A 13,026-nucleotide genomic window follows, 5' to 3' on the forward strand; every position below is an offset into this window, starting at 1 on the left:
GAAGTGAGATTATGTCGCAGCTTCTCGTCGTCGTCAACAGTTTTTTTCGCTTTCTTCGCTCGCCGCCGTAGCGACTCACCTGCTCGAAAACCACCAACCACCGGGCTTTCCAGCCCGTCGCTCCAACCGCTTCGCCGCTTGCGCTGCGTCGCCGTCGTTGCGAGAGACGAGATATTAGTCACGTTCGCCCAACCGCGCAACCCTTTTGTGAAACTATTTTTACGGGGCTGCAATTTCAGGTGCGCTCTGACGCAAGCATCAGGGGCGGCCCACATATATATAGACACGGGGTGCCCCGAAGCCCACGCCGCCGTCAACGCCTTTGGCACAATAGCGAACATGAACACCGAACTCCCGCACGCCGGCAACGGCCATGCCCATCCCTTCGCCGCCTTGTTGCCCGACACGGTCATCGCCGCCGTCGAGCAACTGGGAAGTTTCAGCGACGGCCGCCTGCTCGCGCTCAATAGTTACGAGAACCGCGTCTATCAAGTTGGCATGGAAGACGGCCCGCCGCTGATCGCAAAGTTCTATCGTCCGGAGCGATGGACCGACGAGGCCATTCTGGAGGAGCACGCCTTCACGCAGACACTCGCCGACAATGAAATCCCCGTGGTCGCGCCGCTCGTCATCGAGGGGCGCACGGTGCATCGTTTCGACGGCTTCCGCTTCGCCCTCTTCCCGCGTCGCGGCGGACGCGCCCCCGAGCTGCAGGATCCGGACACGCTGAACTGGCTCGGACGCTTCCTCGGCCGCATCCACGCCGTGGGCGCCGTGCAGCCCTTCGCTCACCGCCTGACGCTGGACATCGCCAGCTATGGCCGCGCGCCGATCGAATATCTTTGGTCAAGCGAGTTCATCCCACGCGACCTGCGAGACGCATGGCGCGCCATCGCCGACCTCGCGCTCGACGGCGTATCCCGCGCCTACGAACGGGCGGGAGACGTGAAACTGCTGCGCGTGCACGGCGACTGCCACGGAGGCAATGTGTTATGGACGGACGCAGGCCCGCATTTTGTAGACTTCGACGACACCTGCATGGCCCCCGCCATGCAGGACTTGTGGATGCTGCTCTCGGGCACCCGTGCGGAGATGACCGTCCAGCTTGACGAGGTACTCTCCGGCTACGAGGACTTTGCGGAGTTCAATCCCCGTGAACTGCACCTGACTGAAGCGCTGCGCACACTTCGCCTGTTGCACTACAGCGCCTGGTTGGCCCGCCGCTGGGACGACCCCGCATTCCCCGCGGCGTTCCCATGGTTCAACACCCAACGCTACTGGCAGGATCGCATTCTGGAGTTGCGCGAGCAGGTCGCGCTGATGGACGAACCACCGCTCGTCTGGCGCTGAACGTCGGGCCGCCGTTCACCCGGTTCACCCCACCCGTCCCGCCGCTGGCTCCAAGGGCACCAGCCCCCGGCACTTACCACCAACGCCACATGGCGAATGCCAGAGCCGCGGCCACACATCCTTCGGCGGCGGAGCCCGTGGTCACATAGAGCGGCGAACGAAAGCGCGTTCGCAACGGCCAGCAAAGCGGCACACCGGACGGCGTCAACCAGTCCGCGAGCAAATGCGACAGATATCCTGCGCATAGCGCAAGCATCGAGGGCGGCACGCGTCCCCAGTGATACACGCAAGCCGCCAGCATGAGCAGCGGCAGCAGCAGCGAATGGGTCATACCGCGGTGACCGAACACCCCGGAGATCGCGAACGAAACGGGAGCGATGCGCCGCCCCAGCATGCTTTTGGGATGATCGATGTCGGGCAGCAGCGCACCGACCAGCGTCAGCGGCCACGCGTGGACGCTGGCGGCCCACCCGGTGCGATGCATGAGCCACGTCGCGCCGATACCGAAAATGAGATGACTTCTGGATTGCATGAAGGACGGCCGTCGACGCGAGGTCGGAGCGACCCGCGCGTCTGCGCAAAGAGGGGGCGAAGTCTACCACTGCGGCCACGCGTCCGCATCGCGCCCATCTGGCCCTCGCGGCTGGGCTCGAAACCAATCACAGCGCCCATGAAAGCGCAACGCCGTCGCGTGAAAATCCCACGATCGCCACACTCGCCTGACAACGGGCGATATCTGGTTGACGTTTGTCATGGACGGCCCGTACGATCCGCCCGACGGATTTCCCCGCGTTCGCCTCGAGGCGAACGTCTGCGCAGGAGTTTTCGATGAAGAAGTATCTGATTCCGGTGGCGATCGCGACGATCGCCGTCCTGGCACCGCTCGGTGCGCATGCCGCGAACCCGCTGGTCACGGACGACACCGGCACCCAGGACACCGGCAACTGGCAGCTCGAACTGAACAGCGAGTGGCTGACGCTGCCCACGGCACGGCAACAACAGTGGACGAACACACTCACTTACGGCGTGCTGCCGAATCTCGACCTGGCGCTCCAGGCGCCTTACCAACGAACGCACCCCGACGGCGACGGCTGGACCAGCGGCTTGACCGATCTGACGTTGCAGGCGAAATGGCGCTTCATCGAGACGGCGCAATGGAGCCTCGGCCTGAAGCCCTTCGTGACGTTGCCCACGGCGAGCCAGGACCGGAATCTGGGCAATGGCCGTGCGACGACCGGCGCGAACCTGCTGATGCAATACAACCTGGATCGCTGGACGTTTCTGGCCAACACGGGCTACACGTGGAACAACAACAGCATTGGCAACCGTCGGGCTCTGTGGAACGCGTCCACGGCCGTGCTCTTCAGCGTGACGGACGAGTTGCGGCTTGCCGCGGACATCGGCATTGCCACCAACGCAGACGCCTCCACGCGGACGAAGCCTGCCTACGCGCTGGTTGGCGCCATCTACAGCCCGACCAAAGACCTCGATCTGGACGTGGGCTACAAGCGTGGCCTGAACCCGGCGTCGCTCGCGCACTCGGTGCAGGCGGGGGTCACCATACGCTGGTGAGCTGGTGAGCGATCTGGCGTCCATCGCGGATCCCCGTATGCCCGCACGCCCGGAAGCCAGAGGTTCGGAGGCGAGCAAGCAGGCAAGCAGATAACCAGACAGACGAGCCGCCAAGCATGCCGCCGGCAAGCGGTTCCCGCATCACGCGGCATCCGCCTGCCGTCGCGCTATCCTCAGCAACACGTCAGATGGCGCGCCTTGCAGGTCTCGAGCACCTCGTCGGGCGAGCGTTTCCACCAGTCATGCGACGAGAATATTTCGACCTCGTGCATGCCGGCATACCCTTGCGCCTCAACGAGCGCGCGCGCGGCGGGGATATCGATCACTCCGTCGCCCATCATGCCCCGATCGAGCAAGAGGTCGCGCGTCGGCACGAGCCAGTCGCAGATGTGAAACGCGAGCAATCGCTTCTTCCCCGCACGCGCGATCTGCGCCGCCAGTTGCGGGTCCCACCACACGTGATAGAGATCGACGGCGATGCCCAGTCCGTCGTCGCCGAGCTCGTCGCAGAGATCGTTGGCGTGTGCCAGCGAATTCACGCAGGCGCGATCGGCGGCATACATCGGGTGCAGCGGTTCGATGGCGAGCGGCATCCCCACGCCGCGCGAGTAATCGAGCAGCGCCGCGATACCGTCACGCACCTGATCACGCGCGCCCGCGATGTCCTTCGATCCCGCGGGCAGCCCCCCCACGACCAGCACCAGGCACTGCGCTCCCAGACTCAACGCTTCGTCCACCGCTCGCCGGTTGTCGTCACGCGCCGCCAGTCGCCCTGCGGCGTCCGCTGCGGGAAACATTCCTCCGCGGCAATAGCCGGTCACGGTCAGGTCGTGCGAGCGAATGCGGCGCGCGGTTTCGGCCAGTCCCAGCTCGGCCACCTGGTCGCGCCAGGGCGAAATCCCGCGAATGCCATGCCGGGCAATGCCGTCGATGATGGCGTCGAGCTTCCACTGCTGGCGCACCGTCGCGGTATTGATCGACAGCTTGTGCGCCGGCGGTGGCACATAGGGCGTAACGGACGTCGCCGCCGTGAGCGCATCCTCTCGCGTCGCGGCGCTCATGCTTCCACCCCGTTCACGGCGAGCCACAACTTCATGCGATAGGTGGCCAGCGCCGGGTCTTCGATCAATTGCGCGGCGGTCGCCAGCCGGAACAGCTCGCAGTAATGCCAGAGACTGCGCGCACTTTGCTGCCCGCCGATCATCGCGAAGTGATCCTGATGCCCGTTGATCCAGGCCATGAACACCACCCCCGACTTATAGAAACGCGTGGGCGCCGCGAAGATGTGGCGCGACAGCGGCACGGTCGGCGCCAGAATGGCATCGAACGTTGCGCGATCGCCCCGACCGAGCGCGTCGAGCGCGGCCGACGCCGCCGGCGCGATGGCATCGAAAATCCCGAGCAAGGCGTCCGAATGCCCTTGGGCATCGCCCGCGATCAATTCCGCGTAGTTGAAATCGTCGCCCGTATACATACGTACCCCCTTGGGCAGACGGCGCCGCATCGCAATTTCCTTGTCCTTGTCGAGCAACGATATCTTGATGCCGTCGACCTTTTCGGGCCGTGCCGCGATCGCTTGCAGACAGACGTCCATCGCCCGATCGGCGTCGCCGTGCCCCCAATAGCCTGCAAGTGCCGGATCGAACATTTCGCCGAGCCAGTGCAAAATCACCGGCTCGCGCACCTGACGCAGAACCCGCTCATACACGTGCAGATAGTCGTCCGGCCCTTTCGCGACTGCCGCGAGCGCGCGGCTGGCCATCAGAATGATGCGACCGCCCGCCGCCTCTATGGCCTCGACCTGCTCCTCGTAGGCGCGGATCACGTCATCGAGCGTGAGGCCTGGCGCGGGCGCCAGATGGTCCGTGCCGGCGCCGCAGGCGATGAGCGCCCCCGGATGCCCCTTCGCCTGCGCTACACTGCGTCGGATCAATTCGAGCGACGTCGGCCAGTCGAGGCCCATGCCCCGTTGCGCCGTATCCATCGCCTCGGCCACGCCGAGCCCCAGCGAAAAAAGATGCTCCCGATAGGCCAGCGTGGCGTCCCAATCGAGCGCCGCCGTCAGCCACGGATCGGCGCTCGAGCGGGAGTCGGCGACCACGTGCGCGGCGGAATAGGCGATGCGATTCATCTTCGGCGACGGGCTCGGTCGCCACGTGCGTTCCGTGCGCACGGTAAACGGCACGAGCTGCCCGTAGCGATCGACCAACTTGAGCGTGGGTGCCATGACTTACGCTCCTTCGCGACCGGTGAGTTCCGGCACGTCGAGCCAGCGGCGCTCCTTCCAGCTTTGCAACCCCAGCTCGACGAGCTGCACGCCCTTCGCGCCTTCGAGCAAGTTCCACCGGAACTCGCCCTCGCCGGCGACGTGGCGCAGGAAGAGCTCCCACTGCACCTTGAAGGCATTGTCGTAGACCGTCGTGTCGGGCACCTTCACCCAGTCGTCGAAGAAATCGTGCGTCTGGCGCACGTCCGGATTCCACACCGGCTTGGGCGTATTCACGCGCGACTGGGTCCAGCAGTCGGTCAGTCCGGCGACCGCCGAGCCGTGCGTGCCGTCGACCTGGAACGTCACCAGGTCGTCTCGACGCACACGCACGCACCACGAGCTGTTCAGTTGCACGATCACGCCGTTCTCGAGCTCGAACGTGGCATAGGCCGCGTCGTCGGCGGTGGCGCGATACGGCTTGCCCTGCTCGTCCCAGCGCTGCGGGATGTGCGTGGCGCCCAGGCACGACACGCTCCTGACCTTGCCGAAGACGTTGTCGAGCACATAGCGCCAGTGACAGAGCATGTCGAGGATGATGCCGCCGCCGTCTTCGCTGCGATAATTCCATGACGGCCGCTGGGTCGGTTGCAGATCGCCCTCGAACACCCAGTAGCCGAACTCACCGCGCACGGACAGCACCTGTCCGAAGAATCCCGCATCGTTGAGCAGTTGCAGCTTGCGAAGCCCCGGCAGCCAGAGCTTGTCCTGCACCACGCCATGCTTCACGCCAGCGGCCTGTGCCGCTCGGTAAAGATCCAGCGCTTCGGCGAGGTTGGTGGCGACCGGCTTCTCGCAGTAGATGTGCTTGCCCGCCTGCACGGCGCGCTTGAGCAGCGCAGGACGCGCCTGCGTCGTTGCCGCGTCGAAGAACACCGTGTCGTCGGCGTTGGCGAGGGCCTTGTCGAGGTCCACGCTCCAACGCTCGATACCGTACTGACGCGCGAGCGCCGCGATCTTCTCGGCGTTGCGGCCGACCAGAATCGGGTCCGGCAGCAGCCGGTCGCCATTGGCGAGCGTCACGCCACCCTGTTTTCGAATCTCCACGATGGAGCGGATCAGATGCTGATTCATGCCCATGCGGCCAGTCACGCCGTGCATGATGATGCCGATTCTAAGCGTTGCCATTGCGTATTCTCCTTTGACTTCCCTTTTATCGATGCCCTGTCGATTCGTCGTCGATCCAACGCGATTCGGAATGATTCGAAATCCTCCGGGGCCGGTCATCGAAACCGCCGGTTGGCATACCTTTCCAGATATTTCGTACAACTAATTGTTATGAAAACATCACTTCGCTTACCCGTGATGCCATCATGATTCATTGCAGCGGCATCTCCCGCAGCGCGCGCCAGTCAGGCATGGCGCGCGAAGCAAATCCCGCGTCCTGCAAATCCGCGAGCGAGATGTTCCCCTGCGTGACGCGCAGGCGCAAGGCAGCGGCCCGATCGTCCCAGGCATACAGCGTCGGATGCGCCTGCGCGAAGGCCCGCTGCTCCGCCGCGTCGGCCCCTGGCATGCCCGCCACATAGTGGTGCCCGTTGCGTTCGACGTGCGTCACCCCGATCAGCGCGGCCAGCGCCAGGTCCTGCTGCACGGCCAGCCCGGCCTGGCAGGTCAGATCTTCGGCCGTCATGAAGTAGCGACGCACACCCGCCTGCGCATTCCATTGTTCGCAGCGCGCACGATTGACGATGGACTTGTACAACCCCTTGCAACTCTTGCTCGACACGGCGCGATAGCCGAGATCGCGAGCAACGACAAACGCATCGAGCGTGTCGTCCGACTCGTCGATCATCATCGGCACCGCGCTGGCGAGCGGGCCCAACGGGTGCCGTAACGCCACGCCGCGCGCGAGCGGTTGCTCCACGTAACGCACACGGCGCGCAAGATCGGCCGATCCCGGGTCGTCCTGCAATGCCCGCCAGAAGGCGAGGAATGTCGCGGCGTCGCGGTACTGCTCGTTGCCGTCGAGCGTCACCCGATAGTCCGGGCATTGCCGGGCGAGCAACGCAGCGATCGCGCCCAGACGCTCCCGGTCCTGCCCGGCGTCTCCGCCCAGCTTGAGCTTGAATTCGCGTGGCCGATAAGTGCGCACCACGGCGTCGAGCGTGGCAGGCAGGCCGTCGACGGGAAGCGTCTCGGCAACATCGCCTCCATCGGCAGCGCCCTTAGTGGCGTGTGCGTCGTCGGTCAGCCGGTCCGCCATGCCGACCGTGTGGCGCAGCGCGAGCGAGCATGCGGGCCGAAGATCCGCGAGCATGGCATCGAAATCGAAGCCGTCGAGATCGGGCACCAACGGGCTGGCCCGCAGGCCCGGCACGTTGCACCGCATGGCATCGAAGAACGACACGCCCAGTGCCCGGCAGAGACCGTCGAGCACCGCCTTGTCGACCTGCGCGAGGCCGAACGAGGCCACCAGCGGATTCAACTCGCGCGCCGCCGCTTCGCGAAGTTGCACGGGATATTGCCGCTCGAAGCGCCCGAACGCCGTCGCCGGGGTGTTGTCGGCGAGCGCCAGACGACGGGCGAGACGCAACGAATCGCGCAGTTGCTCGACGTTCTCCGACTCCGAGAAGGCGGGCGACTTGTCGAACCACTTCGGCACCATGAGTTCGGCGGACGCGCCAACGGCCTCGCGCCCGTCGGCAAGACGCACCCCGACGCGCACAAACGCCTGCGTCGCGTGGCGCAGTGTGAGCACGCCGAAGCGAAACGGCAGCCGCAGTGCGACGTCGCGCTCGAACAGATCGCAAAACGTTAGGGTGAGCGTTTCCGCTGACATATGTCAGTCCTAAAAATGACCATGGGTTGAATCCGGGGTCGCCTGCGGGCGACCGAAGCGACGCGGGCGCTGCCCGCCCACATCACTCGTCGAGATTTCCTTGCGCGTAGAAATGCGAGCGGATCGTGCGCGTGAGTCGCGCAAACTCCGGATCGCCCATGACGTCGAGCCCGCGCGGACGCGGCAGCTTCACGTCGTAGATCGCCGCGATGCTGCCCGGGCGCTCCGACATCACCACCACGCGATCCGACAAAAACACCGCTTCCGGAATACTGTGCGTGATGAGCAGCACCGTCTTGCCGGTCGACAGCCAGATCCGCTGCAGTTCCAGGTTCATCTTTTCGCGCGTCATCGCGTCGAGCGCGCCGAACGGCTCATCCATGAGCAGGATCTGCGGGTCGTGCACGAGCGCGCGGCAAATCGCGGCGCGTTGCTGCATGCCACCCGACAGTTGCCATGGCAGCTTGTGCGCGAAGTCGGTGAGCCCCGCCATCTCGATGAGCGCCTTGGCACGAGGCAGATACTTCGCGCGATCGAGCTTGCGCACCTCGATCTGCAGCATGATGTTCGACAGGATGTCGCGCCAGGCCAGCAGTACCGCACTCTGGAAGACCATGCCGATGTCGTCCGGCGGTCCGTCCACGGCCTTGCCGTTCACGACGAGGCGCCCCTCGGTGGCGGGCAGCAGCCCGGCGGCGATCTTCAGCAGCGTGCTCTTGCCGCAGCCGCTCGGGCCGACGATCGACACGAACTCGCCAGGCGCCACGTCGAGCGAGACCGGATTGAGCGAGCGTACGGCGCCCTCCTTCGTCTCGTACGTCTTGGCGATGCCGTCGAAGCGAATCATCGGCGCCGGCGCGGCGTCCGGCGACGCCGGCCAATCCGTCACCACGCGTTCTACTGGGCGGTTCATTTCGGCAAGAACTCCAGCGAGTAGTAATCCTCGGGCTTGCCCGCCGTGGCGGCGTCCACGCCGCCATAACGGACCATCAGATCGAGCGTGGCGGCCATGTCCCTGGGATCGAAGCGCAGCGGCGGCAGGTTCTGCGTGCTGGCCGTGTGCAGCAGCGGGATCGTGGCGTTCCAGCTCTTAGCGAGCGTCTCCGGCTTGCCCGCCTTCGGATTGATCTTGAGCATGGCGTTCACGGCGTCCTGCGGCGACTGCGTGGCGGCCTGCACCGACCTGGTCGCGGCACGCAGGAACCGGCGCAGCAGATCGGGGTTCGACTTGAGCATGTCCTTTCGCGCGATGATGCCGCCATTGAGCGGATTGACGCCCGAGTCCGCGAAGAGCAGGGCGCGTACGGGCTTGCCGGTAATCTCCTCGATGATCGGCTTCTGGTCGTTCACGTTGCCGAGCAGCAGATCGGCACGGCCGTTGACCACCGCATTGCGCTTGGTCGTGGCGTCGCCCGACACTGGCTTGTAATCGTCGTCGCTCAGGTGGTTCGCCTTCAGGTAGACAGGCCAGAGCTGCGAGAGCGAATCGCCGGGGGTCATGGCCACCGTGCGGCCCTTGATGTCGGCGGGCTTCACGATGTTCTTCTCGGCGAAGCCCATGACCGAGGCCGGGCTCTTTTGCAGCATCACACCGACGGTCACGACCGGCGCACCCTTGGCGGCCGCCTTGATCATCGTGCTCACGTCGGCATAGCCGAGCGTGGTCGACCCGGCGGCGACCGCCTGCACCGTGACGGCGGAGCCGCGCCCTTCCTGGATATCGAGATCGATGTTCTCCGCGGCGAAGTATCCGCGCTCGACGCCGAGATAGAACGGTGCGTGCTCACCGTACGTGTACCAGTTGAGCATCAGCGTGACCTTGTCGCGGGCGTGGGCGGTCGACGCCATGCCCAGCGCCAGCGCGGCGCCCGCGGCGAACGTCGCCATCGCGCGAGCGATGCGCGCCATTCCGGCCGGCCGGGCCGGGCGGACCGTATTCGGTCTTGCGCCCGAAATCGGCAATAGCGTAGACACCCGCCGCGACACGTCCGCGCGCCGCGCTTCCATTCGAATCATGCCAGTCTCCTAATGTCGTTCTTCTAACGGGGGGGATGCGATGGGCCGTGCGTGGCATCGACGGTGTCGCCGGGGCCGCCGGTGCGGACCGTGCGACGGGACACCCTTCGCGCCACGGCGCAATTCGGTGAAACGAATCAGGTACTGACGTAGTAGTCGTCGCGATGCGAGGCGTGCCAGGGAATCATCAGGCGCTCAACTGCGTCGACGAGCACGAAAAGCACCACGCCGACGAGCGAGAGCAGGATGAGCGCCGCGAACATCAGCGGCAGGTCGAAATTTCCGTTCGCTACCTGCAGCACGTAGCCGATGCCCGAGTTCGCGCCGACGAATTCGCCGACCACGGCCCCCACGACCGCCAGCGTCACCGAGACCTTCAGGCCGCTGAAGATGCTCGGCATGGCGAACGGCAGGCTGATCTTGAGAAAGGTCTGCAGGCGACTCGCCTTCATCGAGCGCACCAGGTCGATCATGTCGCGGTCGACCGACTTGAAACCCATCACCGTCGAGACGACGACCGGGAAGAAGCCGAGCAGGAAGGCAGTCACGATCTTGGGCACGATACCGAACCCGAACCACACCACGAGCAACGGCGCGATGGCGATCTTCGGAATCGATTGCGAAAACACGAGCAACGGATAAACGTAGCTCTCCACGAGCCGCGAATACGCGATGAGCATGGCCAGGGGCACGCCGATCAGCGCGGACAGCACGAAGCCGCCGACCGTGGCATAGGTGGTGATCAGGGTGTCCTGCCAGAGCTTCGGGAAATCGGTGACGAGTTGCCGGATGACAACGATCGGATCGGGCACGAGATACGGCTTGATGTGAAAGAGCTGAATGGCCAGCTCCCAGCCGATGACGATGATGGCGATCAGGGCAATGGGCCTGAACGCCCGAGACTCGAATACCTTACGAACCAGCGGTGTCGCTTGCGCCATGAGTTGTCTCCATCCTTGGCGAGGTACGCGCCGGTCGCGCCCGGGCGCTTGGCCCCGAACATCGCCGGCGTGCGGTCTGTGCACGGTGTTTCGCTTGCGCGGCTTTTGCCTTTCCTACTTTTTGTTACCAACTGGTTAATTATCTTAGGCAGGCGACATGGGACTGTCAACGGGGAAAAGTGCGAAAAATCAGCTGATCAGTAGATACCCCAAGACCATGTCGATCATGTGCTGCAGGCGCTCGAGTCGCGCCTTCGGGGTCGAGAGGTCGCGCCCGAAGACGGTGCACAGCGTGGCGTTGTTGGAGAGGTAGAAGTAGCCGAGCGCGGCGATGGAAATATAGAGCTGGAGCGGATCGACGCCACCGCGAAAAAGCTTCTCGCGATGCCCGCGCGTGAGGATCTCGCCGAGCGTGTCGATGAGCGGCGAGTTTAGCGACCGGATATCGGTCGACCGACGCAAATGCTGGGCGTGGTAAAGGTTTTCGCTATTGAGCAGCGAGAGAAACTCGGGGTGTGCGAGGTAATACTCCCAGGTAAAAGTGACGAGCGCGCGTATGGCGTCGATGGGAGGCAGGTCGAGCAGGCGCAGCTCGGCTTCCGCGTCGCGAATGCCGCGATACGTGTCCTCCATCACCGCGAGAAAGAGCTCGTCCTTGCTCTTGAAGTAGTAGTACAGCATGCGCTTGTTGGAGCCCGCGCGCTCGGCGATGGCTTCCACGCGAGCACCTTCATAGCCGCGCAGCGAGAATTCGTCGCGTGCCGCGGCGAGAATCTGGGCACGCGTGCGATCGCGGTTGCGGGTGACGCGCGTTGCCTGGGGATTGTTCGTCATGGAGAGACTTAATTAACCAATTGGTAACATAAATACTAAACGAGGCGCTTCGGCAAGGGAAGCGGGCAGTCACAACGGGCACGCACGGGAGGCCGCGAAAATGCACGCGTTGCGCATGAATTTCGCGCGCGTCATAAAGTAGATGTCACAAATGCTTGACACAATGCGTAGAATACCCGTATTATCTCTCTTCTCAGACGCGGGGTGGAGCAGTCTGGCAGCTCGTCGGGCTCATAACCCGAAGGTCACAGGTTCAAATCCTGTCCCCGCAACCAAATTGGAAAGCCCGTCGATCGCAAGGTCGACGGGCTTTCGTTATTCTGCGCGACCGGTTCGTCGTGCACCGGCCTAGAATCCATATCAGAAACGTCGGTGGCATATCCACTCCGGGAGCGCATCATGACCGATCGCGACAATGTCTTTGCAGGCTCGCTACCCGAGTTCTACGACACGCTGATGGTGCCATTGATCTTTGACGCCTACGCGGCCGACATGGCGGCATGGGTTGCCGAATCCGCGCCGGGCTGCGTGCTGGAGACAGCCGCGGGCACCGGCGCGCTCACGCGCGCGCTCGCCCCGAAACTGCGCGCCGACGCGCGTTACGTAGTGACCGACCTGAACTCGCCGATGCTGGATTTTGCCGCCGCACGTCAGCGGGGCGATGCGCGCCTCGAGTGGAAGCAGGCCGATGCGCTTGCCCTGCCGTTCGACGACGACGCGTTCGACGTCGTGGTTTGCCAGTTCGGCGCCATGTTCTTTCCCGACGCGGTGCGCGGATACGCCGAGGCACGGCGCACGCTCCGGCCAGGCGGCCGCTTTCTGTTCAGCGTCTGGGATCGGATCGAAGAGAACGCATTTGCCCACGAGGTGACGCAGGCCGTGGCGGAAATCTTTCCCGAGGACCCGCCCCGCTTCCTCGCCCGCACCCCGCACGGGCATTTCGACGTCGAGCGCATCCGGCAGGCGCTGCATCTGGCCGGATTCTCGACAGTCGACGTCGAGACACGCGCGAAGACCAGCGTGGCGGCGTCGGCGCACGAGGTCGCGGCGGCGTACTGTTTCGGTACCCGTCTTCGCGACGAGATAGACGCGCGAGACCCCGGCCGATTTCCTGCCGCGCTCGCGCGCGCGACAGCCGTCATCGCCGAGCGTCACGGCGACGGGCGCATCGAAGGCAAGATACAGGCGCACTTCATCGTCGCAACACCCTGACACCGCAGCTTCGCTTGCCCCGCACCCGCGAGTCGACCTCCAGGAATCACGCA

13 protein-coding genes and 1 tRNA gene are annotated in these 13,026 nt (G+C 64.6%); 4 read left to right on the forward strand and 10 right to left on the reverse strand.

Annotated features, from left to right (window positions below):
* Positions 1-341, reverse strand: a 341-nt coding sequence (locus tag PMO31116_RS23910) for a hypothetical protein (RefSeq protein ID WP_217424766.1), incomplete at its 3' end; no start/stop codon positions are given.
* Between PMO31116_RS23910 and PMO31116_RS21160 the strand changes: the two genes are divergently transcribed.
* Positions 340-1,350, forward strand: a complete 1,011-nt coding sequence (locus PMO31116_RS21160) for a serine/threonine protein kinase (RefSeq protein WP_150568420.1) — start codon at positions 340-342, stop codon at positions 1,348-1,350. The two genes, PMO31116_RS23910 and PMO31116_RS21160, sit on opposite strands and share 2 nt — an antisense overlap.
* Before the next feature lie 73 nt (positions 1,351-1,423).
* Here PMO31116_RS21160 and PMO31116_RS21165 read toward each other — a convergent pair whose 3' ends face one another.
* Positions 1,424-1,882 (reverse strand): metal-dependent hydrolase, encoded by a 459-nt coding sequence (locus PMO31116_RS21165; RefSeq protein WP_150568421.1) that lies wholly within the window; start codon positions 1,880-1,882, stop codon positions 1,424-1,426.
* A 296-nt stretch (positions 1,883-2,178) separates the two neighbouring features.
* Here PMO31116_RS21165 and PMO31116_RS21170 point away from each other — a divergent pair, with 296 nt between their 5' ends.
* Positions 2,179-2,922 carry a transporter gene (locus tag PMO31116_RS21170; RefSeq protein WP_150568422.1) on the forward strand — a complete coding sequence of 248 codons (744 nt, stop codon included), beginning with the start codon at positions 2,179-2,181 and terminating at the stop codon, positions 2,920-2,922.
* A gap of 173 nt (positions 2,923-3,095) precedes the next feature.
* Here PMO31116_RS21170 and PMO31116_RS21175 read toward each other — a convergent pair whose 3' ends face one another.
* The 8 genes from PMO31116_RS21175 to PMO31116_RS21210 all read right to left on the reverse strand — a co-directional run bounded on the left by PMO31116_RS21175 (position 3,096) and on the right by PMO31116_RS21210 (position 11,761).
* Positions 3,096-3,983 (reverse strand): sugar phosphate isomerase/epimerase family protein, encoded by an 888-nt coding sequence (locus PMO31116_RS21175; RefSeq protein ID WP_150568423.1) that lies wholly within the window; start codon positions 3,981-3,983, stop codon positions 3,096-3,098.
* Positions 3,980-5,149 (reverse strand): dihydrodipicolinate synthase family protein, encoded by a 1,170-nt coding sequence (locus PMO31116_RS21180; RefSeq protein WP_150568424.1) that lies wholly within the window; start codon positions 5,147-5,149, stop codon positions 3,980-3,982. Before PMO31116_RS21180 ends, PMO31116_RS21175 begins: the two co-directional genes overlap by 4 nt.
* A gap of 3 nt (positions 5,150-5,152) precedes the next feature.
* Complete coding sequence (locus tag PMO31116_RS21185) at positions 5,153-6,316, reverse strand: Gfo/Idh/MocA family protein (protein WP_150568425.1); 1,164 nt, start codon at positions 6,314-6,316, stop codon at positions 5,153-5,155.
* 190 nt (positions 6,317-6,506) lie between these two features.
* Positions 6,507-7,970, reverse strand: coding sequence for an enolase-like domain-containing protein (locus PMO31116_RS21190; protein ID WP_150568426.1), 1,464 nt, complete (start codon positions 7,968-7,970; stop codon positions 6,507-6,509).
* Positions 7,971-8,052: 82 nt separating this feature from the next.
* Entirely contained in the window at positions 8,053-8,817 is a 765-nt protein-coding gene (locus tag PMO31116_RS21195) for an ABC transporter ATP-binding protein (protein WP_217424768.1), read from the reverse strand.
* A 62-nt stretch (positions 8,818-8,879) separates the two neighbouring features.
* Positions 8,880-9,878, reverse strand: coding sequence for an ABC transporter substrate-binding protein (locus PMO31116_RS21200; RefSeq protein ID WP_150568428.1), 999 nt, complete (start codon positions 9,876-9,878; stop codon positions 8,880-8,882).
* A 245-nt stretch (positions 9,879-10,123) separates the two neighbouring features.
* Positions 10,124-10,927: an ABC transporter permease gene (locus tag PMO31116_RS21205; protein WP_174971671.1), complete on the reverse strand. Its 804-nt coding sequence runs from the start codon at positions 10,925-10,927 to the stop codon at positions 10,124-10,126.
* A gap of 189 nt (positions 10,928-11,116) precedes the next feature.
* A complete protein-coding gene (locus PMO31116_RS21210) occupies positions 11,117-11,761 on the reverse strand; it encodes a TetR/AcrR family transcriptional regulator (RefSeq protein ID WP_150568429.1) in 645 nt (214 codons plus the stop codon).
* A 198-nt stretch (positions 11,762-11,959) separates the two neighbouring features.
* Here PMO31116_RS21210 and PMO31116_RS21215 point away from each other — a divergent pair.
* Together PMO31116_RS21215 and PMO31116_RS21220 are read left to right on the forward strand one after the other, a co-directional pair.
* Positions 11,960-12,036: transfer RNA gene (locus tag PMO31116_RS21215), tRNA-Met, on the forward strand.
* A gap of 124 nt (positions 12,037-12,160) precedes the next feature.
* Positions 12,161-12,973 (forward strand): class I SAM-dependent methyltransferase, encoded by an 813-nt coding sequence (locus tag PMO31116_RS21220; RefSeq protein ID WP_150568430.1) that lies wholly within the window; start codon positions 12,161-12,163, stop codon positions 12,971-12,973.
* Positions 12,974-13,026: the final 53 nt, after the last annotated feature.

The sequence above is a fragment of the Pandoraea morbifera genome, assembly GCF_902459575.1.
GTDB lineage: Bacteria > Pseudomonadota > Gammaproteobacteria > Burkholderiales > Burkholderiaceae > Pandoraea > Pandoraea morbifera.

Excerpts from the sequence above, each read along its gene's own strand:
- PMO31116_RS21180 (WP_150568424.1), bottom strand. The coding sequence starts at position 5,149 with ATGGCACCCACGCTCAAGTTGGTCGATCGCTACGGGCAGCTCGTGCCG.
- PMO31116_RS21195 (WP_217424768.1), bottom strand. The coding sequence starts at position 8,817 with ATGATTCGCTTCGACGGCATCGCCAAGACGTACGAGACGAAGGAGGGC.
- PMO31116_RS21220 (WP_150568430.1), top strand. The coding sequence starts at position 12,161 with ATGACCGATCGCGACAATGTCTTTGCAGGCTCGCTACCCGAGTTCTAC.
- PMO31116_RS21210 (WP_150568429.1), bottom strand. The coding sequence starts at position 11,761 with ATGACGAACAATCCCCAGGCAACGCGCGTCACCCGCAACCGCGATCGC.
- PMO31116_RS21170 (WP_150568422.1), top strand. The coding sequence starts at position 2,179 with ATGAAGAAGTATCTGATTCCGGTGGCGATCGCGACGATCGCCGTCCTG.
- PMO31116_RS21160 (WP_150568420.1), top strand. The coding sequence starts at position 340 with ATGAACACCGAACTCCCGCACGCCGGCAACGGCCATGCCCATCCCTTC.
- PMO31116_RS21200 (WP_150568428.1), bottom strand. The coding sequence starts at position 9,878 with ATGGCGCGCATCGCTCGCGCGATGGCGACGTTCGCCGCGGGCGCCGCG.
- PMO31116_RS21190 (WP_150568426.1), bottom strand. The coding sequence starts at position 7,970 with ATGTCAGCGGAAACGCTCACCCTAACGTTTTGCGATCTGTTCGAGCGC.
- PMO31116_RS21185 (WP_150568425.1), bottom strand. The coding sequence starts at position 6,316 with ATGGCAACGCTTAGAATCGGCATCATCATGCACGGCGTGACTGGCCGC.
- PMO31116_RS21175 (WP_150568423.1), bottom strand. The coding sequence starts at position 3,983 with ATGAGCGCCGCGACGCGAGAGGATGCGCTCACGGCGGCGACGTCCGTT.
- PMO31116_RS21165 (WP_150568421.1), bottom strand. The coding sequence starts at position 1,882 with ATGCAATCCAGAAGTCATCTCATTTTCGGTATCGGCGCGACGTGGCTC.
- PMO31116_RS21205 (WP_174971671.1), bottom strand. The coding sequence starts at position 10,927 with ATGGCGCAAGCGACACCGCTGGTTCGTAAGGTATTCGAGTCTCGGGCG.